Origin of the sequence: Marinimicrobium sp. UBA4209 (assembly GCF_002381585.1) — a bacterium.
GTDB classification, from domain to species: domain Bacteria; phylum Pseudomonadota; class Gammaproteobacteria; order Pseudomonadales; family Cellvibrionaceae; genus Marinimicrobium; species Marinimicrobium koreense.
The window spans coordinates 17,083-39,881 of sequence record NZ_DFTP01000046.1 but is presented as its reverse complement, the minus strand read 5'-3'; the positions used below and the strand labels follow the sequence as shown (position 1 = coordinate 39,881).

Sequence of the window (22,799 nt, the reverse complement as noted above, 5' to 3'; positions counted from 1 at the left end):
GTACATCCAGATGGTGAAACCGTAGGCGCCGACCAGGGCAACGGTGAGTATCGGGAACAGGAAAACCACGATGAAGGCGAACATTCGCCACTCGCGACGTTTCTCCTGCGAGTTGTCTACTTCGGATGGGTGCGTGTCGACTGACATGGCGACTCCGTGCTTCGATCTCGTTATTCAAGGCTGACTACCTACAGGGTAGTACATATTTCGGAAAGTGCTTTGATACAGGTCAATACCCAGGTTCCCCGTGATGATTTAGACGAATTGGCAATGTTGGTTTGATGTTTTTATGAGCAAATACTGCAAAAAGGTTGGCGCATTGCACTGTGAAGTCGTTGTGCGATCTGTTCCGGTTCAGTCCAGAGGTTGACTCCCGTAGCGAGTCCCTCCGCGGGTGTGTGCTTCTAATAAAGACGGGGAGCCAGCTCAAACGTTTCGATGGCCCCGCGTTACTGCAGGGTGACAAAGGCGCGGGGTTGCTGGCGGAGGTCCAGGGCGATATCGTCGGTCAGGTGCCATTGAAAAATATTGAGCTTGGCGGCGGCCATGCCGTCGTGGTACTAGTGAATCCCTTCACGTTATGGGTTCACGGCGTGCCTCACATCAAGTGCGCGGGCAAAGGCAACTGGGGGCGCAGCACGGAAGTGCTATCGTATCTTCAGAGCGCCCCGCGCACCTGCTCGGTGTGCGATCTGGTGGTGGACTGTAAAGTAGAAGTCGGCGCGCTCTATGGCTTGGGTGGCGCCATCGGCATCCTGTTGTTGGCAGCCTGGTTTGCGCCGGCACAGTCCCTGGCCCGGTTGGATCAGGAGCGGGAGCGGATGGAGGCCAGCGTGGAGCCCCAAGTGCGGGATGGGGTATCCTGACGGAGTATTGTTACGAACCGTCCGAAGAGGCCTAAGGGTGAACACTCAACTCAAAGCACTGGAACTGGCCCGCGAAGGGGATTGGCACGGCGCTCACGACCTGGTTCAGGCCCAGGATGACCCCCTCTCCTGCCTGATTCACGGCTACCTGCACCGCGAAGAGGGCGATCTGGGCAACGCGGGGTACTGGTATCGTCGCGCGGGCGAGACCTTGCCGGACAACACCCTGGAGGAAGAGTGGCAACGACTGCGGCAGCGCGCCGCTGGCTGACCGGCCATTGCGCGACCGGAGGTTGGCACAACAATCGTTGTAATTGGCCCTCATAAGCGGCAGCCCCTGCTACCATGAGCTATCTTGATGAGGTATCGGGCCGGAGGCCCTTGACCGAGGTACTCATGTTATCTGCCGACATCCTCAGGCGACACCAGACTTCATGGTTGGGGCCTGCCCCCGACTCAACCGACCGGCCGACGTTGATTCTTGCTCACGGTTTTGGCTGTGATCAGCAAATCTGGGCGCCGGTGGCGGACGCCCTGGCCCGGGAGTATCCGGTGGTGCTGTTTGACCACATCGGTTGCGGCCGCTCCGACCGAAGCGCATTCGACGCTGAGCGTTACGCCGACCTCTCGGCTTACGCCGAGGATCTGATTGAGCTAGTGCAGGCCCTCGGCCTGGAGCGGCGGCCTATTCTGGTCGGGCACTCGATCAGCGGTACCATTGGCTGGCTGGCGTCGATCGCCGAGCCGGAGCTGTTTCGCCAGATTATTGCCATTGGCCCTTCACCCCGCTACATCAATGATCCGCCGGACTACCACGGCGGTTTCGAGCGCGAGGACGTGCAGGAGCTGCTGGACCTGATGGAGCGCAACCACTTCGAGTGGGCCGGTTATCTGGCGCCGATCGTCATGGCCAACGGCGACCGCCCCGCCCTCGCCGAGCAGTTGCGTGAGAGTTTTCTCAATGCCGACCCTGCCATGTCCCGCCGTTTTGCGGAAACCACTTTTTTCAGCGATGTCCGCGACCGTTTGTCCCAAGTTCAGGTGCCCACGCTCGTGCTGTACTGCGAGCAGGACGTGATTGTCCCGCCCGCGGTGATCGAATACCTCGAGTGGGCTCTGCTCAAAGGAAGCATCCGGCGGCTCGACGCCACGGGACACTACCCTCAGATCAGCAACCCTGAAGCGGTGGCCCGTGCCGTGATTGAGGGCACCCAGGATGCAGCCTGACATAGACCGCCTGCCGGGGGGCCTTATCGTTCTCGATGAGGCCAATATCGTGACCGCAGTCAATCGTACGCTCTGTGATTGGCTGGGCCGACCAGAGACGGCGCTGGTGGGGCATGCGCCAGAGAGCTGGATGACCGGCGGTTCCAGAATCTACTATCTGGGGCATGTATTGCCGGCGCTGCGTCTGCACGGCCACGCCGAGGAAATGATCCTGACCTTTACCAACGCTTCCGGGCAACCGCTACCGGTGCTGCTCAGTGCATCCTCGGTGGCCGGAGATGAACCGGGGTATCAGTTACTGCTGTTACCCATGCAGCGACGCAACCTGGTCGAGGAACAACTGCAACAGGCGCGCAAAGCGGCGGAGCAGGCGACGGAAGAAAAGGCCCAGGCCCTGGAACAGGTGCAGGCGCTCGCCCGCGAACTGGAGCAGCGCCAGGAACAGCTTTCCGAGGTCAACGCAAAACTGGAGTTGATGGCAACACAAGACCCGCTCACCGGCCTGGCCAATCGCCGGGTTTACGACCGGCAGGTAGAAGCGCAGCTGGCTCTGTTCCACCGCACGCGCACACCCTTTGCGCTCGTTCTCACGGACATTGATCTCTTTAAACGAATCAACGACCGCTTTGGTCACGACGCGGGCGATCGGGTACTCAAGGATGTTGCTCAGTGCCTGCATCAGGGGCTGAGGGAAATTGATACGCTGGTGCGCATGGGCGGTGAGGAGTTTGCGCTTATTCTCCCGAGCACTACCGCGGAACAGGCGATCAGGGTCGCCGAACGCAAGCGCGAACTGGTGGCGCAGTATGGCGGTCGTTATGGTGAAGTCACCATGAGTTTCGGTATTACCGAAGCCTGCCCGGACGACACCAAAAGCCTGCTCTATGGGCGCGCCGACCGGGCGCTTTACGATGCCAAGCATCAGGGGCGAAATCGGGTGTGTGTGGGCCGAACCGAGTCAGCCGGGCAGTAGTACCAGTCATTCCTCCTTGTCACCGGACCGCCAGCCCCAGCTATACAGCGCCGCCGAAACTCGGCGATATGGCCGCCTCAGGGAGCCAAGGTTAACATTAATACAACAGTTATTTTATTTTTGTTAATAAGTTAAAATAATGGCTGCACTTATTTTAGGGTAATCCCAATGAAAAGAGGCATAACCGGCCACAAAGTCCTCAGTATCGCGGGCGGCGTGCCCTGCCAGGCTTTTGTCCCCGCGCCTTTGCCGCCTAGCCCCCCGCTGGAGGTCGACAACAAGCTGCAAGGCCGTATCAACCAGGCCATGCTGGCACTGGGACGCCTGGATGCCATCAGCACCCTTTTGCCGGATGCTTCTCTGTTTCTGTACAGCTACGTCCGCAAAGAGGCCGTCATGTCCTCCCAGATCGAAGGCACCCAGTCCTCCCTGAGCGATCTGATGCTTTACGAGATGGAAGGCCAGCCCGGTGTGCCCATGGATGATGTGCAAGAGGTGTCCTGCTACGTCAATGCGCTCAACCTGGGCATTGAGCGCATCCGGGCGGGCCACCCGGTCGCTCATCGGCTGATTATGGAGGTCCACGAAGCGCTGATGACCTCCGGCCGTGGGATCAGCCGAGGGCCCGGTCAGTTCCGCCAAAACCAGGTATGGCTGGGCGGTCACCGGCCCGATGAGGCGGTATTTGTGCCGCCTCCGGCAACTCACATTGCCGACTGTTGGTCGGAGCTGGAGCGCTTCATCAACGATCAGCCCGAGGCAACTGACCCGCTGATCAAGGCGGCGCTGGCCCATGTTCAGTTCGAAACCATCCACCCCTTCCTGGACGGCAATGGCCGCCTGGGCAGGCTCCTTATTGTTCTGATTCTGGCAGAAGCCAAGGTCTTACATGAACCGCTGCTGTACCTGTCCGTTTTTTTCAAAAAACACCGGCAAACCTATTACGAGCGCTTGCAGCAAGTGCGGGAAACCGGGGATTGGGAAGCGTGGCTGTTGTTCTTTGTGGATGCGGTCGCCGATACCGCCACCCATGCCGTTACCATGGCTCAGAAACTTAACCAACTCCGCGCCTACGACCGGGAGCGACTGGGCGAGCTGGGTCGATTGGCCGCCTCTGCCCAGCAAGTGCTGGATGCGCTTTTTGAAACACCGATTGCCAGCGTCAACAAGCTGGTGGCCAGAACCGGCCTGACCCATGCCACCGTGAACAAAGCGCTGGCTGCGCTGGAACAACGCTGCGGTATCGTCAGCGAAATCACTGGTCAAAAGCGCAATCGGGTCTACGCCTACAGCGCCTATATACAGATTTTGAACCAGGAGTTTCCATGACACAAAAGCCAGGGCGCCAAGCAAAGGACCACGCTGTAAACTTGGCTGGTGATCATCCATAACAAGAGGTAAATAATGGCGACGCAATCGAATTTCACCAACGACGAAACTCTGAGAGCCACCCTGGAGAGTATCAACCCCTTTGAGCGTAACCCCGGCTGGCTAAGCGGACTTACCGACCTCCTGACGTTTGTGCAGAGCGCCGATCTGGAAACCCGAAAGACACGTGGGTTTCAGCAGGTGCTTTGGGACGAAAACCGGGTAAGCGGCGTCGGTATGGGCACGGTGGATGTCAGCGCAGCCTTGGAAGCGCCTGAGTTTCGTGAGTGGGTCGCGGAGCAGTCGGTTCGCCCCGTGCCCGAAGATTCCGAGGCGCGGCTTGCCTTCTTTCAGGCCTTTCATGATGGCCTGGTCTCACGGATGAAAACGTATTGCAAGCGGGTGGCTCGGGTGAAGATTTTCCGGGTGTTGGCCGCGTTCTACCCCCGCTATTTTACTACCATCACCTACCGGCGTATGGCGCTGGAGTGCCACCGGGCCTGGTTCGGTAAGCAGAAAAAGCCAGGAGAAATCAAACGTCAGATCGACTTGATGGAGCGATTGCACGACCTGCTGGGGCCAACCGACGACAGCCCCCGCGCACTGGCCGAGCGTATGACCTTGCCCTGGATGGTGTATCAGGCGCATGTGCAAAGCGCCAGCACAGAGGCGGAGGCGGAAACCACCACGGATCAGGGTGATATTACCTTGAAGCCCTTGCCGGCGCTGCAACGTCGTAAAGGCTTTACCAGCATTCGGGGCGGTCTGGCCTCTATCATCAGTGCATTGAGTTTTGTGGTGGATGGCGTTAGCCGTGAAGAGCTCATGGACTACCTGCGCTCGGAGTTGCCGGACTATCGAGACAGCAGCCTGCGTACTCTGATCACCATTCTCAAAAATGAATTTTATGTTATTCAAGAACAGGACGGCATTTTTACCCAGACCGCGCGCGGCGAACTGTTCTTGGAAACCCAAGACCCGCAAGAGCTGATCCCGCTGTTTATCACCCGCACCCTGGGGGTAGACCACGTTCTGTGTGCGCTGAATGAACGGGAGTACAGCCAACCCGAGTTGGTTGAGTTGCTACAGAAGGTCAACCCCGGCTGGACGACCAGCTATGCGCCGGCGGCGATGCTCAAGTGGTTACGGGATTTTGAGTTGCTGGAACAGCAGGCCAATGGCCAATATCGACTGACGGACATCGGGCGAGACTGGGTTGAGCAGATTCATTGGCAGCCTGAGTTTCTGGAGGCGCGACCGATAGAGGAAGAGCCCGAGCCCAGAAAGAGCAGCGGCGAAACGTTATCGGTGGCTACGGTCGACCAGGCCCGCTTGATTCAATCTGTCGTGGAAGATACCGCGTTCCCGGAGCGGCTGGTGAGCCAGCTACACCTCGGCCTGTGGTCGCACCCCCGCCGACACTTTGCCATTCTGGCTGGACTGTCCGGTTCTGGGAAAACCATGCTCGCGCAGCGCTATGGTGCGGCGTTGGTCCAGCAGTTCGGGGCCGACCCGGCTCGCCGTGTGTTCGTGCAGGCGGTGCAGCCCGGCTGGTATGACCCTTCACCGCTGTTTGGTTACATCAATCCGCTGGTGCCGGAGAAATATGAAAGATCCGGTCTACTGGAATTTTTGTTACAGGCGGCCAATCATCCGGAGCATCCTTTTGTAGTGATTCTGGACGAGATGAACCTGTCTCACCCGGAACAGTATTTTGCGCCGGTGTTGTCGGCGATGGAGTCGGGAGATCAGCTGCGCCTCCACGACGAAGCCGACACCTTTGATGGCGTCCCCAAGGCAATCCCGTTCCCGGCCAACGTGGCGTTTATTGGCACGGTCAATATGGATGAAACCACTCATGGGCTATCGGACAAGGTACTGGACCGCGCGTTTACGCTGGAGTTCTGGGATATTGATCTGGCGGACTATCCACGTTGGGATCATTTCGACTTGACGACGGACCAATTAACGGAAGTCCGTCAGTGTCTGTCGGGTCTGCTTAATGCCCTGGCACCGGAACGCCTGCACTTTGGCTGGCGCTCGGTTGAGGATGTCCTGTCCTATCTGAAGTTGGCCAAAGCGGCACCGAATTTCAGCTTACGGGAAGCGTTGGATGATGTGGTGTACGCTCGCATTCTGCCCAAGCTGCGTGGCTCGGAGAGTGAACGACTGCAAGCGGCGCTAACGCAGGCGACGAAGATACTGGATCAGCACGGATTGGTGCGTTGTAAGGTTAAGGTCCAATCGTTGCAGACGGATCTGGTCGATACCGGCATGATGCGGTTCTGGCGCTGATTATGGAGTTGAAGGTTTATCGGTATCGGGGAGGCGAATATCAAGAGCTTGGTGTTCTGTCCCCGCGCGCGACCTTGGCTGGCCTGCAAGAGACCAGCGAATACCGGATTGCTTGCCCCGAAGGGCAGGCCCGGCTTTTTGTGGATGATGGGCCTCTGGAGAGGGATGGGTCGGGTATCTACTGGTGTTGGTCACCAGGCTACTATGCCGGCGAAGTGATGTTTGAACTGGAGTGGCCCCACCGTAGTGAGCCACTGCGCTATGTTGCCGATATAGAGCCGGCGTCTCACAAAACCGGCCGCGAGCAGTATGTAGAGTATTTGGCGCAGATCGTCGATTACGCCCCCGATCTTGTACTGGGCACCGAACCCGCTCAACATGGTCTCGGTGGAGCATCGGGCTCAGAGCTGTCACTGTGGCTTCGCTACGCGCGTCTGAGACAGTTCATCGATCGGTACCAGCGCGGCTTACAGCTTATTATCGAGCGTCCGATCATTCGGACCAGGAGCCGCCGTGAACAACTCGCCCTGCCTCAGGTTCGGCGGATAGACGGCACGACCATGCGTCAGCTCGCACAATCTCCACAAATGATGGCCGCACTGTCGGACGAATCGGTGGCACCAAGTGACGTGCATGAGCAGCGGTTGGATGTGCCGTTTCATGAGCCGACGTTCGATAACCCGGCTAACCGCTTGATTACTCGTCAACTGGGCGAGGTCCGCCGTCTGACGAAGCGATTGATCTACGATCTTATCGACTTTACCGAACAGGTCTCTGAAACTGTCACCGAGCTGACACCGCGTCTGCCTCGACGCCTAGAGTATTTGCGCCGGGCGGAAAGACAGTTCACCCGACTTTCCCGCCGTGCGCCTTTCAGCGAAGTGAGTACCCGCCAGTCCAGCGCCGCCGAACTGAATGCGGTTTCCGGCAATCCACACTACAGCATGACTCGTCGTCTGGGCGTTCGTTTATTGCGCCAAGGCCTGTCAGCGTTGGCCGACGATGAGCAACACTACCTGGCTCCTACCTGGGAGATCTACGAGGCCTGGTGCTTTGTCGCTTTGGCTCAGCAGCTCGAAACGCAGTTTCCGGATTACGACTGGCGCTTGCGCCAAAACCCGAGAGCCGCTGACCGCGCCCTGATGGGGCGTCGCGGCGAACAGTCGATCACTTTGTACTCGCAGCTCGTGTGCCCTTCGATGGAAAGAACTAACGCTTACGGCTATAGCTCCATCAGCCGGGAACGTCGTCCCGATTTGGTTCTAGAATTCGGTGATTCAAAGGGTAAGCGGTTTATCTGCCTGGACAGCAAGTATTCCGCAAGCAAAGCCAGAATTCTGGATGCGATGGCTTCCGCCCACATCTACCGGGATTCTCTCAGACAGGATGGCCAACCACCGGAACGATCATTTATTCTGGTGCCAACCAGCCGAGCGGTTAGCCTATTGGCCGACGAAGGCTACCAAGCTTGTAATGGGGTGGGGTGCGTGGCGATGTCTTCTGAAGAGGAGGCGGAGCATTTGTTGGCGAGGCTACTGAATTAATTTCTAGTCTCGAGAAGAATATACTTTCGATCACCGCGAGCTACGAAGCCTGGCCCTCTTTCGGCAATTGTCACAGTAGAACAAAGCAGGTGTCCGGATATTACTTGCATCTTGACGTCAAGGTGACGCTGGATGACAATTATCTACTGAGCATTTATGTAAAGGTGTTGATAAACAATGAACATGCTGGCAGGTCTAATTGGGTATATGTCGTTTATCGTTGCCATTTCGACAGTTTGTATTGTCGGTTTATATAAAGGCGATAACCTTGAAACTTGGGCTCGAAAGAAATTTTTTCGATAGGGGTGAATGGGAGTCTTTCAGAGGCTAAATCGGGAAGGTGGAGGTTTTAAATACCATATTGATCAACCCTTTGGTTTGAGAACGCCATTTTGAACAAAAAAATCCTCCAAAGAGGTTCCGGGTATGCTAGGGCAGAAATTTGAGTTGTATGGCCTCATCCCTTCCACAATAAATCGCTTGATTAACTCCTCGGGTGAAAGTTCCAGCGACGCCGCCACAGACTCCAGGTGAGTGGGCAGCGTTTCTCTATCAGAGAATGAAATTTCGTAGGTTTTCACCTTTCCTCCTGCGGAATAATAGTGATGGATCTCATCTAAGCTAGAGTATATGCATCATCTATGGTGGCTCAAGTAGGGAGTGAACATGAACCGAAACGAAGCAGAGACAAGTGACAACGAGGAGCGACGTCGTGTTGAGCGGCTGGCTATACATATCTTGGGCGGTGATGATATTTCGAACCGCTGGATGAATGCGCCTTGCAAGGCCTTGGATGGTTTAGCACCCACAGAGGCTCTGAAGGACACCGAGGGCGTTAAAGCGGTGGAGGAACTACTGTATAGGATTGACGCTGGATTTTCCGCTTAAGGTGCGCCGGCAATACCCTTATTGGTTAGGGTGCCAGTTTTGCCCAGTTTGATTCACCCCCCTTGCGACCCATTTGGTAACTTATCTGGTATTGAGAGGCGTACCAAACTCCGATTTGCTCACCATGTTACTCACCGTTTATTTGAAACGGCCTGAAACAGGGTGAAATGGCTTGAAACCAATATATTGTTATAAATCAGTATGTTGCATGAAAAAAGGAAGGGAAAGTCGACCAAGGGAAAGCAAAAAATGGTCATTCAATATTCTGGATCTGCTCCCGCATCTGCTCAATCAATACCTTAAGCTCCACCGCCGATTGAGTGGTGTCTGCTACGATGGCTTTTGATGAAAGCGTATTCGCCTCGCGGTTCAGCTCCTGCATCAGGAAATCCAGCCGGCGGCCCAGGGAGTTTTTCTGGGTCAGGGTGTGCTTCACCTCGGCGACGTGGGTGTCTAGGCGATCCAGCTCTTCGTCCACGTCGGCTTTCTGTGCCAGCAGGGTGATCTCCTGCTCCAGACGCTCCGGGTCCAGGTCGACCTTCAGTGCTTCGATTTTGCTCTGCAGCTTCTCGCGCTGGGCGGTCAGTATTTCCGGTAACCGCTCGCGCAGTTTCACCACCTCGGCGCTGATGCTGTCCAACCGCTGGTGAATGAACTGCACCAGCTCGCCACCTTCGCGGGTGCGATGTTCCAGCAGTTGTTTCAGGGTCTGGTCAAACAGCGCCAGGGCGGCTTCAATCAGGGTCTCGCGATTGAGTTCGGCCTGTTGCAAGACGCCGGGCCAGCGCAACACTTCCAGCGGGTTGATCGGTGCGGCATCGTGCAGCTCGTTGCCGATGGTGTGCGCCGCTTCGGCGAGCTGGCGGACTCTGGGCAGGTTGATGCCCAGAGCCTGGTCGGCGCCCTCTTCCTTCTGCACGGTCAGGCTCATTTCCAGCTTGCCCCGGTGCAGGCTCTTGCGGATGCGCTCGCGCAGATGGGGCTCGATTTCGCGCAGATCGTCGGGCAGGCGGAAGGCCGGCTCCAGGTAGCGGTGGTTGACGCTGCGGATCTCCCAGGTGAGTGTGCCCCAGTCATATTGCTGCGATGTGCGGGCAAAACCGGTCATACTGCGTGGCATGGGCGATCCTCTGTCTGAATGCGGCGGTGACACTGTGGGGGCGGAGCTGGTAGGCTTCGCTCCCATTAAACCGGCGATGTTACCACAGACGACTTTTTCAAACCCTTTGACAGTACAGGATTCCGATCATGACCGAGACGACCGTTCAGCGCCCCAGTGGCCGCCAGCCCGACCAGTTGCGCGATGTGCGCCTGACCCGCCGTTACACCAAGCACGCGGAGGGTTCGGTGCTGGTGGAATTTGGGGACACCAAGGTGATCTGCACCGCGAGCGTGGTCGAGGGCGTGCCGCCCTTTCTGCGCGGCAAGGGCCAGGGCTGGCTGACCGCCGAGTACGGCATGCTGCCCCGCTCCACCGGCTCGCGGATGAATCGCGAAGCGGCCCGTGGCAAACAAGGGGGGCGCACGGTGGAAATCCAGCGTCTGATCGGCCGCTCCCTGCGTGCGGCGATTGATCTCGACGCGCTGGGCGAGAACACCATCCAGCTCGACTGCGATGTGATTCAGGCCGATGGCGGCACCCGTACCGCCTCCATTACCGGTGCCTGGGTGGCGTTGGCCGATGCGGTCGCGTTTCTGCAGGAGAAGGGGTTGGTGAAGGACAGTCCGCTCAAGCGCGCCATTGCCTCGGTGTCCGTTGGCATCTATCAGGGCGTGCCGGTGCTGGATCTGGATTACCCAGAGGATTCCAGTGCGGATACCGACATGAACGTGGTCATGGGTGATGACGGTGGCATCATCGAAATCCAGGGCACCGCCGAAGCCGAGCCGTTTACCGAGGCCGAGTTCGGAGCCATGATGGCGTTGGCCAAGAAAGGGATTGGGGAGTTGAATCGGTTGCAGCAGGCGGCGTTGGCGGAGTAACCCGGACCGGATTGCGATGGATGCAACCGAGGGTTGCGTAGGGCGGATAAGCGAAGGCGCATCCGCCGTTACCCCATCCGCCGCTACCCCACCCGACCGATCAAAGCTCGATATCGTAGTCCACAATCACCGGCAGGTGGCTGGAAAACTGCTGAATCTTGTAAATGGCCGCATGTTCGACCCGTTGGCCAATGGGCGCTGACACGATCTGCATATCGGTGCGCCAGCCCTCACCGTCATTGATCTTGCCGCTGGGCCACCAACTGTATTCGTCCGGGTCCTTGTTGGCCTTGCGAAAGGCATCCACATAGCCGATCTGGTTGAACACCTGGCTCAGCCACTGCCGCTCGTGGGGCAGAAAGCCGGATTCGTGCTCATTTTTCTCCGGGTTGGTCACATCCCGGGGAGTGTGGGCCATGGCCCAGTTACCGCAGAAGATGAACTCGCGGCGCTTGCGGGTAATCTTGTCCAGATGGGCCTGCAGATCGTCGAAGAACTTGATCTTCACTTCCTGGGATTCCATTTCCGAGGTAGCACTGGGCGCCAGCATTGAGCCAATGCTCAGCTGCTCGTAGTCAATCTGCAGGTAACGACCTTCCATATCCACGCCGGACGAGAACCCCAGGCCAAAAATCAGGGCCTTGGGCTGCTTGCGGGTGTAGATGGCCACGCCATTGTAGTGCGGTGTCCCGGAGTCGAAGAAGTAGCTGAAATAACCGTCCAGTTGAAATACCGGCTTGTCTTCCAGTTCATATTCCAGTGCGCGCAGATCCTGCAGACAGATGACGTCTGCATCCTGGCTGTCCAGCCAGTCAAACAGACCGCGCTGAGCCGCCTGGAAAACACCATCGACGCTAAGACTGATAACTCTCATATTAGCCCCTTGTTAACGGACTGTGTATGATACCCGAGCTTGTTATCTTTGTGTTAATTAGTGACAGAAAAACCCCGGAATTTCGCCGTTTGGAGGCCATTTCCGCACTTTAGTTCGGGACGGATTGCCGGCTGGGCAATGCGGGCGTGGGCGCGACGGTTATAATTGGGGTCACAAGAGTGACCGTTGGTTGATGCCGGGCCCTACCGGTTTAGCCGATACTTTTAATCTAGCGTATTTATGAGAGTTTTGCATGGAGAACTACCAGCGCGACTTTATCGAGTTGGCGATTGAGCACCAGGCCCTGGGTTTTGGCGAGTTTACCCTGAAATCCGGCCGGGTCAGTCCGTATTTTTTCAACGCTGGCAAGTTCCAGACCGGCCAGGCGCTGGCCAGGCTGGGGCGGTGTTATGCAGCGGCCTTGATGGCTTCCGGGGTGGAGGTGGATCTGATTTTCGGCCCGGCCTATAAGGGGATTCCCCTGGCCACCACCACGGCCGTGGCCCTGGCCGACCAGCATGGTCGGGATCTGCCCTACGCGTTCAACCGCAAAGAGGCCAAGGACCACGGCGAGGGCGGCTCTCTGGTGGGCGCGCCGCTGGACGGTCGGGTACTCATTGTGGACGATGTGATTACTGCGGGAACCGCCGTGGGTGAGTCCATGGAACTGATTCGTTCGGCGGGCGCTGAACCGGCGGGGGTGTTGATTGGTCTTAACCGTCAGGAGCGCGGCAAGGGCTCCCTGTCGGCGATCCAGGAGGTGGAGCAGCAGTACGGCATTCCGGTGGTCAGTATTGTCAATCTGGACGATGTGGTGGCCTATCTGAAAGCGGACAAGGCCCGCCCAGAGGTAGTGGCGGCCATTGAAGCCTATCGCGCCGAGTACGGCGTGTAATCAGAATCCGCGCCCAAGCGCGATGGAGCAACGAGGGCGTTATGCGTAAATCAGTGTTGTGGTTCTCGGTATCCTGCCTCCTGGGCCTGGCGTCGCTGGCCCAGGCGCAGGATAAAGTGTACTACCGATACACCAACGATGAAGGCGTGCAGGTGCTGGAAGATCGCATCCCTCCGAAGTACGTCCCGAAAGGTTACGAAGTCGTGTCCATGTATGGGGAGGTGCTCAGAACCGTGCCTCCAGCGCCCAGCGACGAAGAGTTGGAAACCGAAGCACGCGAACGGCAGGCTCGACAGGAACGTGAGGCCTACGAGCAGGAACTGAAGCGTCGGTACAGCACGGTCAAGGATATCGAGGATGCAAAGCGGCGCAGTCTGGCGGAGCTGCAGGGTAATATCAGTATTCTGGAGAGTAACCTGAGCAATGTGCGCTTGCAGATTCGGGACCTGGAGAGTCGGGCCGCGCGTCTGGAGCGCAGCGGCCAGGAGGTGCCCGAGTCGGTACTGGTCAATCTGGGGACGTTGAAAACCGAAGTTCAGGAAATACAGGCGCAGATCCGCCATCGCCAGGAGGAGTACGACGAGGTGGCGGACAAGTTTGATCAGGACATTGAGGCGTTCGCCGAGATACGGGCGGCCGAGGGCCGCCGCTGAACCCCCGAGGTGCGAATCAGGCCGGAACCTGTTCGCGCATCAGGCCGCTCACCAATACCGGCCACTGTTCCGCCCAGTGCTCGGTCGGTGGGCGCCGGAACTGACTGCGCACAAACTGGGTGATCCGCCCATCGGCGCAGGCCATCAACAGATTGGCGGCGGCCGACAAGGGCAAATTGGGCCGTAACCCCTCTCGCAATTCCGCTTCTCTCAACACCTGCTTCAACTGGGTTTCCACCCGCTCAAAAAGCTGGGCGACGCGCAGCCGAAGCCGTTCGGTTTCTCCGGTCAGGGCGTCGCCGGTGAGCAACCGGGTGATGCCGGGGTTGCGTTCGGTGAAGGTCAGCAGCAGTAGCAGAATCTTTTCGCACCGGCGCAAAGCGGCCGGCTCCTCCGACAGGATCAGGGAGATGCGGGTGAAAATCGTGTCTTCGATAAACTCGATCAACCCTTCAAACATCTTGGACTTGCTGGGGAAGTGGCGGTACAGCGCCGCTTCCGAGACGCCCACTTCCCGAGCCAGGGCGGCCGTGGTGATACGGGCACCGGGGCTGGCTTCCAGCATGTGAGCCAGAGATTCCAGAATCTGTTGGCGGCGGGAGGATTTGGCGGTGGGCTTGCTCATGGCGGTCCATAGGTTGTCAGGGGTGAATCCTTCGGCGCGGCCTCAGGACGTTTCAGGCGACGGGGATATCCTAGCACAGGATGCGGGGCTTGCCCCATCGCCTCCGGTTTTCAATGATCAGTGCGGCTTTCGGGCGCGTTATTGAGCGGCTTGCTGCGCCTTGTTGGTGATCAGCGTGCCGACGCCAGCGTCGGTGAAGATCTCCAGCAGAACCGCGTGGGCAACCCGTCCATCAATGATGTGGGCACTGTTCACGCCGCTTTTCACCGCATCCAGCGCACAGCCGATTTTGGGCAGCATGCCGCCGTAAATGGTCCCGTCAGCGATCAGGCTGTCCACCTGCTGCGTGGTCAGCCCGGTCAAGACCTCGCCACTCTTGTCCTGCAGACCGGCCACGTTGGTCAGCAGCATCAGCTTCTCGGCCTGCAATACCTCGGCAATTTTGCCGGCCACCAGGTCAGCGTTAATATTGTAGGACGCGCCGTCATCGCCCACCCCGATCGGGGCAATCACCGGAATGAAGTCGCTGTTGATCAGCATGTCGATCACCGAGGTGTTGATACTGGCGACCTCGCCTACGTGACCGATGTCGATGATCTCCGGTGCCTGCATATCCGGCGTCTGGCGCTTGGCCGAAAGCTTTTTGGCCCGGATCAGTTGCCCGTCCTTGCCGGTAATGCCGATGGCGTGGCCGCCGTTGTGATTGATCAGACTGACGATCTGTTTGTTCACCGTGCCACCGAGCACCATTTCCACCACGTCCATGGTTTTGCTGTCAGTCACCCGCATGCCACCGACAAACTCGGATTCGATGTTGAGCTGCTTGAGCAGGTCGCCAATCTGGGGCCCGCCGCCATGGACCACGATGGGGTTCATGCCCACCAGTTTCATCAGCACGATATCCCGGGCAAAACTGTTCTGCAGTTCTTCGTCCACCATGGCGTTGCCGCCAAATTTGATCACAATGGTCTTGCCGGTAAAGCGCTGAATGTAGGGCAGCGCCTCGGTCAGTACCTGAGCCACGTTCATGGCCTGGGTGCGGTTCAGTGACATAGCGGGGTCCGTTGTTTAAAAGTACCTTGTTGAGGGTACGTTGGTTAAAAGTCGATCTGGAGCTGACTGTCGATTTTCAACAGCTCGCGTTTAAACAGTTGCTGAATTTTATTCAGCGCTTCCTCGGTTTCGCCTTCAAAGCGCAGGGTCAGGGCCGCGGAGGTGTTCGAGGCTCTGACCAACCCCCAGCCTTTGGCAAAGTCCACCCGCAGCCCGTCAATGGTGCTCGGCTTGCCGCTCTGGAAGTCGCCCTCGGCAATCAACCGGTCCACCAGGGCGAATTTCTGGTCGTCCTGCACCGGAATTTTCAGCTCCGGGGTGGAGGGCAGAATCGGAAAGGCGGCGAAGATATCGTCTATGGGTTGATCGCGCAAGGTGATGATTTCCAGCAGACGCGCCAGGGTGTATAAACCGTCATCGAACCCGTACCAGCGGTCCTTGATGAAAATGTGGCCGGAATACTCACCGCCGATCAGCGCCCCGGTTTCGATCATTTTCGATTTCATGTGGGAGTGGCCGGTTTTCCACATGATCGGCCGACCGCCATAACTGGTCACCAGCTGGTTCAGCTGGCGGGAGCACTTCACATCGAACAGCACATCGGCCCCGGGGTTGCGTCCGAGCACGTCGCGGGCAAAGAGCATCAACAGTTGATCCGGCCAGATGATCCGCCCCTGGGGGGTGACCACAATCAGGCGATCGCCGTCGCCATCGAGGGCCGCGCCGAGATCGGCACCGACTTCCTGTACCTTGGCAATAAGGTCCTGAAGGTTGGCTTCCTGAGTCGGGTCCGGGTCGTGATTGGGGAAGGTGCCGTCCAGGTCGCAGTACAGCGGTGTCACATCGCAGCCCAGCTCTTCGAACAGCCGGGGCGCCACCACACCGGGGACCGCGTTGCCCGCGTCGATCACCAGCGACACGGCACCGACCAGCGCGACGTCGGAGAAAATGCGTTCGATATAGTCGGTGATGATGTCGTGGCTGCGGGTCTCCCCTTCGCCCTGGTGGTAGTGCTGGCGCTGAATCCGCGAGCGTACATCCAGTACCGCATCATCGGCCAGGGTGACCCCGTTGATGATCATTTTGAAACCGTTGTAGCTACCGGGGTTATGGCTGGCGGTGACCATGACGCCGCTGCTGGTTTCGCTCAGGTGATGGGTGGCGAAGTACATCAGGGGGGTGGGTACTGTGCCCAGATCAATCACGTTGCAACCGGTGCTGGCAATCCCGCTGCGCAGGGCTTCGGCCAATACCGGGCTGTGCGTCCGGCCGTCCCGGGCGAGCACCATATCGGTTTCGCCGTGATCCAGCGCCTCGCTGCCCAGCGCCCGCCCGATATGCTCGGCCAGCTCCGGGGTGATTTCGGTATCGGCCAGGCCACGAATGTCGTAGGAGCGGAAAATCCCCTCGGGGATGGTCGGGCCTGACTGGCCCGCCTGGGTCGCGTCGGCGGCGGCCGTTTTGGTGGGTGCCTGGTCCAGGGCGAGAATGTCTTCGTCCTCGTCGCTGACATCCAGGTCCAGAATGTCCTGGTTCTGGTACAGCGTGTTGATCATGCCGATTTCTTCTTCGCCGTGCTCGTCTTGCGCGTCGGCGTTTTTGCCGCCCGAGCGCGCGGCGCCGGGCACCTGAATGGGACGGGCGCTCTGGCGCTGTCGGCGCTCAATCATATGGCCACTGAACCAGGCCAGCAGCAATCCGCCGATGGTGGTGGTGGACAGGACCAGCAGCCAGAGCGTCGGAAGCTCGCGGGTCTGGGCCACCAGCTCGGGCGAGGCCGTGAAGCTCAGGCGCCAGTGGCTATTGGGGATGGCGACGGAGTGCTTGGCGCCGCCTTCCCCCTGACCGCTCAGGTAGACCGCCAGGGGATTGCTGCCCGGAATCTGTTGGTGCAGCTCGGTGCGCCCCAGGCTTTTACTGGCGGCATCCAGTAGCGAGCGCCAGCCGGTGTCATTGAGTGTGACCAGGAGGGTTCCCTCCACAGGCTCGTCGGCGGACGGCGGAATGGGTTCAATGACATGCAACTGCCATTGTTGATCCACTTTGGCCAGCTCCGGGAGGTGATTGTCACGGCGCTCCGCCCGGCGGATCAGATCGAGCTCGGCAAATCGGATGGGGGCGGGGTGGTCGCGTTCGACCCGAGCGCTGCCCGCCGGAATCAGGCGCGCGGCAATGCTATGCTCAATGCGCGCGGCAATCGCTTCTGCCGCTGACTGTCGGACCTCCGTCGAGCCCTGAAGCGCCTCAGCGGTGGCCGGTTCTGCCGCCAGTGCCGCCACGCGTTGCCGCAGCTCCCGAATATAATCCTGCAGTGGCTGCGCACGTTGCTCGGCCTGAGCCTCCACTGCCGCCTCCAGGCGACGATCCTGAACATCTGTTACCAGAATGCCGTACAGCCAGTAACCCAGCAGGCCGTTCAGCACGAGTACCCCCAGCACCAGAGCGCCAATCAGCTTCTGGCGCGCCAGACGTGCCTGCTTTTGTCGTTGTTCCTTGGAAGTTCGGTTCGCCACGGTATCGGATTCCCGTTGTCGGTCTCTGGAATGGTTGTCGTCAGTCAGCGGGTATAGCGGCTGAGCTCAGCGATCAGGGCGCGGGCCAGCCGGGTTTTGCTCATCGGGCCCAGGGCCAGCTCACGCTCGGCATCGATCAGGGTGACCGCGTTGTCATCACTGTTGAAGCCCAGCCCCTCGCGGCTGATGTCATTGGCAATGATCGCATCCAGCCCCTTGCGCTCCCGTTTGCCGCGGGCGTATTCGAGCAGCTGTTCGCTCTCGGCGGCAAAGCCTATGGTGATGGGCCGGTTTTCTATCTGGGCAACGGCGGCAATAATGTCCGGGTTTTTGGTCAGCGTAATCTGCAGTGTGTCCTCATTGCCTTTTTTCATTTTCTGCGGCTGATAGTCGGCCGGGCGGTAATCCGCCACGGCGGCCGCACCGATAAACAGATCGCACTGAGGTGCCTGCGCCAGGCTGGCCTCAAGCATCTTGAGGGCGCTGGTCACGTCGATACGGGTGACGCGCTCGGGGGTCGGCAACCCGGTGGGGCCACTGATCAGTGTCACCCGGGCGCCTGCTTCAACAGCCGCTTCGGCTAAAGCGTAGCCCATTTTGCCAGAGCTGTGGTTGCTCAGGTAGCGCACCGGGTCGATGGCTTCCCGGGTGGGGCCGGCGGTGATCACCACGTGGCGACCCGCCAGCTGCCCGGTGGCAAACTGGGCCGCCATGGCCTCCGCCAGCGTGTCGGGTTCGAGCATCCGGCCGGGGCCGACTTCACCACAGGCCTGGCTGCCGTCGCCGGGCCCGAGCAAGTGAATACCGCGCCCTTTTAGGGTCTCCAGATTCGCCTGCGTCGCCGGATTCTGCCACATGCCCTGATTCATGGCCGGTGCCAGAACGATGGGCTCCCGGGTCGCCAGGCAGAGGGTGGTCAGCAGGTCATCGCCCCGCCCCTCGGCCAGGCGAGACATGAAGTTGGCGCTGGCTGGCGCCACCAGAATCCGGTCCGCCCAGCGGGCCAGCTCAATATGCCCCATGGCCGCCTCGGCCGCCGGATCGAGCAGATCGGTATGTACCGGGTTGCCCGACAGTGCCTGAAAGGTCAGCGGGGTCATGAACTCGCGCGCCGAAGCGGTCATTACCACGCGCACATCCGCGCCCCGCTCCTTGAGGCGGCGCACCAGTTCGGCACTCTTATAGGCGGCGATGCCGCCGGTGACACCTAACAGAATACGTTTGTTGGTCAGTGAGCTCATGGCGATCCGGTCTGTGGAGGTCTGACAGCTTGACTTGAACCGGCTAAGATACCATTCTCTAGCCCCGAATCACTAGGACGACGCGTTTCCAGCCGGTTTCAAGACCAGACGTTTCAAGACAGGGAGTCACATCATGTCCATTGCCCAATGGCCCGAGGCCGAACGCCCCCGGGAAAAACTGCTCAGCCGCGGCCCCGCCGCCCTCTCCGACGCCGAACTGCTGGCCATCTTTCTTCGTACCGGCTGCGCCGGCAAATCCGCTGTGGACCTGGCGCGGGAGCTCTTGGCCGAATTCGGTGGCCTGCGCCCGTTATTGGAGGCCTCGCAGGCCGCGTTCTGCCGGGGGCAGGGCCTGGGCAGCGCCAAGTTCGCCCAGTTACAGGCCGTACTGGAAATGGCGCGCCGCCATTTATCCGCCAGCCTGGAGGCGGGCGATTCCCTGACCAGCCCGGATCTGGTCCGCCAGTACCTCAGCGCCCAGCTTCGCCATCGCCCGCACGAGGTGTTCGCGGTGCTGTTTCTGGACAACCAGCACCGACTCCGGGCCTTTGATGAGTTGTTTCAGGGCACGATTGATGGCGCAAGTGTTTACCCGAGAGAGGTGGTAAAGCGAGCACTTACTCACAATGCGGCCGCGGTGATTCTGGCTCACAACCACCCCTCTGGCGTGGCGGAGCCGAGCCAGGCGGACCGCCGGATCACCGAGCGCTTGCGGGAGGCGCTGGATCTGGTGGGGGTGCGAGTATTGGACCACATGGTGGTCGGTGACGGTGAAGTCGTCTCGTTCGCCGAGCGCGGTTGGTTGTGAAGAATGGCACTGAGGTCCGGTGTCGGGTGTACTGTTTCTGGACCGTAGAGCGGGGACCCGCGATCCGAGCCTACAGGGACGTATGTACGGCGTGTTCAGAAACAGTACACCCGACACCGGACCGGACGTGAAGCCCACTCGTAGGTGTTGACTAAAAAATCACCAAAATCGGGAGAAAACATTGCTATTGCTCGTCGGTTTTGGTATAAAACGCGCCCTTATGCGGCTGGGTAGCCGGCCATAGCGCCAGGAGCCGCCCCCGGACCTCGTGTCCCCGGGCCGCAAATTGATCGAATCAGGCTACAAAAACACCCCGTGCTGGGCTGTGGTGTGGCAGCAACCAACCCGCAGCGCAGCGCGCTGAATACGACGAGGCAAGACCATGTCCAAGGTATGTCAGGTAACCGGCAAGCGTCCCGTTACTGGAAACAATGTATCTCACGCAAAAAACCACACCAAGCGTCGTTTTTTGCCCAACCTGCATTCTCACCGTTTTTGGGTGGAATCCGAGAAGCGTTTTGTGAAGCTGAAGGTTTCCTCCAAAGGTATGCGTGTAATCGACAAGCGCGGCATTGACGCCGTACTGACCGATCTGCGCGCTCGCGGCGAACAAGTTTAAAGGAGAACTCCCATGCGCGATAAGATTCGTTTGAACTCCACCGCGGGCACCGGTCACTTCTACACCACCGACAAGAACAAGCGGAACATGCCCGAGAAAATGGAAATCAAAAAGTTCGACCCCGTTGCCCGCAAGCACGTGGTCTACAAAGAAGGCAAAATCAAGTAAGCGATTTTGTGCTTCGTTCCGATCAGAACCCGGCCCCTGTGCCGGGTTCTGTCGTTTCAGGGGTAGGAATTGCGCCACTGAAACGTGAATCCGGTTCGAAAATCGTCCCCCGACCGTTGATCCCCCGCGCCGCTGTGCGATACTTCCCGCCAAGTGACAATGACCGATAACGCCCACCTCAGGGAGCTGCTTATGAAAACCGCTTGGAGTATTGGCGCCGCACTGGTGCTGTTGGCCGTCCCCGCGCTTGCGGATAACCACCGGGGTTTCTATGCCGGTATTGGTGGCGGGGTGGTCACCGGAGACGCCCGCACCCCCTACGATGAAGCCGAGATGCCGGTGGTCGAATTTTCGGCGGGATACAAGTACAACGGCCTGTTGGGGCTCGAGGCTCGACTGGGTGCGGGACTGAAGGACGACCGGGACATCAGCTCGGATTATTTTCTGGCTGAGCAGGCAACCGATGCCAGCCTGAGCGAGATCGAACGCGAGGTAAAGACCTACTCGGCCCTGTACTACCGCCCGGAAATCACCAATGAGGTAGCTCGGCTGTATGGATTGCTGGGCTACGCAGAGCTGGATACCCAGGTAACGCGCTGGCAGGGCAATACCGGCACCCAGGCCGACGACTCTCTGTCGGGCACATCCTATGGCATTGGTATGGGCTGGTTTGTGAACAAGCGGTTGAACTTCAATATCGAATATCGCCAGTTGGTCAAAACCGATGACTACCGTTTTGAAACCTACACCTTGCAATGGGATTATCGTTTCTGAGGTCGGTGATCGGACGTCGGCAGGGGCAGCATGCTTGATCAGGGTTCCAGTCAGCAACAGCTCGCCGAGGTGTATCAGCGGGAGTCGCGCCGGGTACTGGCCACGCTGATCCGGCTGCTGGGGAGCTTTGATCTGGCCGAGGAGGCGCTGCATGACGCCTTCATGGTGGCGGCGACCCAGTGGCCCAGTGAGGGGGTTCCCGATAACCCGCGCGCCTGGTTGGTGTCCACGGGTCGTTTCAAGGCGATTGATCAGCTGCGCCGACGGGCCCGCTTTGACGAGTCTCAGCAGGCGATTGCCGATTCCCTGTATCAGCAGACCGAGCGCGACCTGCTTACCGATGATGATCGGATTGAAGACGACCGCCTGCGCCTGATCTTTACCTGTTGTCACCCCAGTCTGTCCCCCGACGCCCAGATCGCCTTAACCCTGCGGGAGGTCTGTGACCTGAGCACGGAGGAGATCGTCGGCCTGTACGACCTGTTGCTGCAGGTGTCGCCCTCGCCCGTGGTGGCGCTGAACCGGGCCGCCGCCGTTGCCATGCGCGACGGCTGGGCGGCGGGCCTGGCATTGATGGACCAGTTGCATGATCAGGGTGCGCTGGCGGGCTACCACCTGTTGCCCGCCGCCCGGGCGCACCTGTTGGCGAAACTGGGGCGCGACCGGGAGGCCTGGGAGGCCTATGGCGAGGCCCTGGCGCTGGTTCAACAGGAGCCGGAGCGACGCTATCTCCAGGGGCGTCTGAAGGCACTGCAATAACAACAGCCGGGGTTTCGGAGTGGAGCGTTCACCCGGTGTCGAATTCACCGGGCCGGAAACGACTGATTACTGGTAGCTGAACGGTGCCCGACGGTGTAACCACGCGGGTTGCCACCTAACGTCTAGCCCTGAAAATGGAAACGTCCCATGAAATACCTTTGTCTTGTGTACAGTGATGAACAGGATCTCCACGGTCTGCCCGACAGCCCGGAAGATACCGAGTGCCACGCCTACGCCCAGAGCCTCGCCGAGCGTGGTCATATGTTGGCCGGCGAGGCGCTGGAGCCGGTTGCTACTGCGACCACCGTGCGGGTACGTGGCGGGCAGGTGAGTATTACCGACGGGCCCTTTGCTGAAACCAAAGAACAGTTGGCGGGTTTTTACATGATCGACGCCAAGGATCTCAATGAAGCGATCACCATCGCCGCCGGTATTCCTCCGGCGCGGGTGGGCAGCGTTGAGGTGCGTCCGATTCGCCAGCTTCAGGTCTAGCGCGCTCTTCCGCGCGCCATGGCAGTCAGCGCGCCATGGCAGTATCCGGTTCGTACTGTTCGGCAATGGCCCGGCTGGTCGAGGCAATTCGGTGCTTGAGCTCTGCGGGGCCGAGCACCCGCGCGTCCGGTAAAAAACACATGACACGGCGGGTCGCGGTGTCCAGGTCGCTGGCGCGGAA

At 59.3% G+C, this 22,799-nt stretch carries 25 protein-coding genes; 17 read left to right on the top strand and 8 right to left on the bottom strand.

Annotation, left to right across the window (positions count from 1 at the left end):
• Positions 1 to 147 (bottom strand): periplasmic nitrate reductase, NapE protein (locus B3187_RS06525; protein ID WP_286805251.1); only part of this gene is annotated, 147 nt, incomplete at its 3' end.
• Between the two features lie 251 nt (positions 148 to 398).
• Here B3187_RS06525 and B3187_RS17635 point away from each other — a divergent pair.
• From B3187_RS17635 to B3187_RS06490, 7 genes are all read left to right on the top strand, one after another.
• Positions 399 to 866, top strand: a complete 468-nt coding sequence (locus B3187_RS17635; RefSeq protein WP_286805247.1) for a hypothetical protein — start codon at positions 399 to 401, stop codon at positions 864 to 866.
• Positions 867 to 903: 37 nt separating this feature from the next.
• The gene (locus B3187_RS06515; protein ID WP_286805246.1) at positions 904 to 1,137 is read left to right on the top strand and encodes a hypothetical protein; all 234 of its coding nucleotides are present in this window, start codon (positions 904 to 906) and stop codon (positions 1,135 to 1,137) included.
• 167 nt (positions 1,138 to 1,304) lie between these two features.
• Positions 1,305 to 2,093: an alpha/beta fold hydrolase gene (locus tag B3187_RS06510; RefSeq protein ID WP_286805244.1), complete on the top strand. Its 789-nt coding sequence runs from the start codon at positions 1,305 to 1,307 to the stop codon at positions 2,091 to 2,093.
• The gene (locus tag B3187_RS06505) at positions 2,083 to 3,066 is read left to right on the top strand and encodes a GGDEF domain-containing protein (protein ID WP_286805242.1); all 984 of its coding nucleotides are present in this window, start codon (positions 2,083 to 2,085) and stop codon (positions 3,064 to 3,066) included. The genes B3187_RS06510 and B3187_RS06505 overlap by 11 nt, the downstream gene beginning before the upstream one ends.
• A 168-nt stretch (positions 3,067 to 3,234) precedes the next feature.
• Entirely contained in the window at positions 3,235 to 4,395 is a 1,161-nt protein-coding gene (locus B3187_RS06500) for a Fic family protein (protein ID WP_286805240.1), read from the top strand.
• A 75-nt stretch (positions 4,396 to 4,470) separates the two neighbouring features.
• A complete protein-coding gene (locus B3187_RS06495) occupies positions 4,471 to 6,729 on the top strand; it encodes an McrB family protein (RefSeq protein WP_286805239.1) in 2,259 nt (752 codons plus the stop codon).
• Positions 6,730 to 6,731: 2 nt separating this feature from the next.
• Positions 6,732 to 8,273, top strand: a complete 1,542-nt coding sequence (locus B3187_RS06490; protein WP_286805238.1) for a DUF2357 domain-containing protein — start codon at positions 6,732 to 6,734, stop codon at positions 8,271 to 8,273.
• A gap of 365 nt (positions 8,274 to 8,638) precedes the next feature.
• On the opposite strand, the gene B3187_RS06485 is transcribed toward B3187_RS06490, so the two are convergent.
• Complete coding sequence (locus B3187_RS06485; protein WP_286805236.1) at positions 8,639 to 8,854, bottom strand: hypothetical protein; 216 nt, start codon at positions 8,852 to 8,854, stop codon at positions 8,639 to 8,641.
• 85 nt (positions 8,855 to 8,939) lie between these two features.
• On the opposite strand from B3187_RS06485, the gene B3187_RS06480 reads away from it, so the two are divergent.
• Positions 8,940 to 9,161, top strand: a complete 222-nt coding sequence (locus tag B3187_RS06480) for an MbcA/ParS/Xre antitoxin family protein (protein WP_286805235.1) — start codon at positions 8,940 to 8,942, stop codon at positions 9,159 to 9,161.
• Between the two features lie 253 nt (positions 9,162 to 9,414).
• Here B3187_RS06480 and B3187_RS06475 read toward each other — a convergent pair whose 3' ends face one another.
• Positions 9,415 to 10,281: a YicC/YloC family endoribonuclease gene (locus B3187_RS06475; RefSeq protein ID WP_286805234.1), complete on the bottom strand. Its 867-nt coding sequence runs from the start codon at positions 10,279 to 10,281 to the stop codon at positions 9,415 to 9,417.
• A gap of 128 nt (positions 10,282 to 10,409) precedes the next feature.
• Between B3187_RS06475 and rph the strand changes: the two genes are divergently transcribed.
• On the top strand, positions 10,410 to 11,144 hold the full coding sequence (gene rph, locus B3187_RS06470; RefSeq protein WP_286805233.1) for a ribonuclease PH: 735 nt from the start codon (positions 10,410 to 10,412) through the stop codon (positions 11,142 to 11,144).
• A gap of 100 nt (positions 11,145 to 11,244) precedes the next feature.
• Here rph and B3187_RS06465 read toward each other — a convergent pair whose 3' ends face one another.
• Complete coding sequence (locus B3187_RS06465) at positions 11,245 to 12,018, bottom strand: exodeoxyribonuclease III (protein WP_286805232.1); 774 nt, start codon at positions 12,016 to 12,018, stop codon at positions 11,245 to 11,247.
• A gap of 253 nt (positions 12,019 to 12,271) precedes the next feature.
• Here B3187_RS06465 and pyrE point away from each other — a divergent pair, with 253 nt between their 5' ends.
• Together pyrE and B3187_RS06455 are read left to right on the top strand one after the other, a co-directional pair.
• Positions 12,272 to 12,913, top strand: coding sequence for an orotate phosphoribosyltransferase (pyrE, locus tag B3187_RS06460; RefSeq protein WP_286805231.1), 642 nt, complete (start codon positions 12,272 to 12,274; stop codon positions 12,911 to 12,913).
• Positions 12,914 to 12,954: 41 nt separating this feature from the next.
• Positions 12,955 to 13,566 carry a hypothetical protein gene (locus B3187_RS06455; protein WP_286805230.1) on the top strand — a complete coding sequence of 204 codons (612 nt, stop codon included), beginning with the start codon at positions 12,955 to 12,957 and terminating at the stop codon, positions 13,564 to 13,566.
• A 16-nt stretch (positions 13,567 to 13,582) separates the two neighbouring features.
• Here the strand turns inward: B3187_RS06455 and slmA are convergent, their stop codons facing one another.
• The 4 genes from slmA to coaBC form a co-directional block, all read right to left on the bottom strand.
• Positions 13,583 to 14,191 carry a nucleoid occlusion factor SlmA gene (gene slmA, locus B3187_RS06450; protein ID WP_024461636.1) on the bottom strand — a complete coding sequence of 203 codons (609 nt, stop codon included), beginning with the start codon at positions 14,189 to 14,191 and terminating at the stop codon, positions 13,583 to 13,585.
• Positions 14,192 to 14,329: 138 nt separating this feature from the next.
• Positions 14,330 to 15,244 (bottom strand): acetylglutamate kinase, encoded by a 915-nt coding sequence (gene argB, locus B3187_RS06445; RefSeq protein ID WP_286805227.1) that lies wholly within the window; start codon positions 15,242 to 15,244, stop codon positions 14,330 to 14,332.
• Positions 15,245 to 15,288: 44 nt separating this feature from the next.
• On the bottom strand, positions 15,289 to 17,757 hold the full coding sequence (locus B3187_RS06440) for a phosphomannomutase/phosphoglucomutase (RefSeq protein ID WP_286805225.1): 2,469 nt from the start codon (positions 17,755 to 17,757) through the stop codon (positions 15,289 to 15,291).
• A gap of 44 nt (positions 17,758 to 17,801) precedes the next feature.
• Positions 17,802 to 18,998 (bottom strand): bifunctional phosphopantothenoylcysteine decarboxylase/phosphopantothenate--cysteine ligase CoaBC, encoded by a 1,197-nt coding sequence (gene coaBC / locus B3187_RS06435; protein ID WP_286805223.1) that lies wholly within the window; start codon positions 18,996 to 18,998, stop codon positions 17,802 to 17,804.
• 133 nt (positions 18,999 to 19,131) lie between these two features.
• On the opposite strand from coaBC, the gene radC reads away from it, so the two are divergent.
• From radC to B3187_RS06405, 6 genes are all read left to right on the top strand, one after another.
• Positions 19,132 to 19,806: a RadC family protein gene (gene radC, locus B3187_RS06430; protein WP_024461632.1), complete on the top strand. Its 675-nt coding sequence runs from the start codon at positions 19,132 to 19,134 to the stop codon at positions 19,804 to 19,806.
• A gap of 382 nt (positions 19,807 to 20,188) precedes the next feature.
• Positions 20,189 to 20,425 (top strand): 50S ribosomal protein L28, encoded by a 237-nt coding sequence (rpmB, locus tag B3187_RS06425; RefSeq protein WP_024461631.1) that lies wholly within the window; start codon positions 20,189 to 20,191, stop codon positions 20,423 to 20,425.
• A gap of 12 nt (positions 20,426 to 20,437) precedes the next feature.
• Positions 20,438 to 20,593: a 50S ribosomal protein L33 gene (rpmG, locus tag B3187_RS06420; RefSeq protein WP_024461630.1), complete on the top strand. Its 156-nt coding sequence runs from the start codon at positions 20,438 to 20,440 to the stop codon at positions 20,591 to 20,593.
• A 192-nt stretch (positions 20,594 to 20,785) separates the two neighbouring features.
• Positions 20,786 to 21,367: an outer membrane beta-barrel protein gene (locus B3187_RS06415; RefSeq protein ID WP_024461629.1), complete on the top strand. Its 582-nt coding sequence runs from the start codon at positions 20,786 to 20,788 to the stop codon at positions 21,365 to 21,367.
• 30 nt (positions 21,368 to 21,397) lie between these two features.
• A complete protein-coding gene (locus B3187_RS06410) occupies positions 21,398 to 22,126 on the top strand; it encodes an RNA polymerase sigma factor (RefSeq protein ID WP_286805220.1) in 729 nt (242 codons plus the stop codon).
• Positions 22,127 to 22,273: 147 nt separating this feature from the next.
• On the top strand, positions 22,274 to 22,618 hold the full coding sequence (locus tag B3187_RS06405; protein WP_286805219.1) for a YciI family protein: 345 nt from the start codon (positions 22,274 to 22,276) through the stop codon (positions 22,616 to 22,618).
• Positions 22,619 to 22,799: the final 181 nt, after the last annotated feature.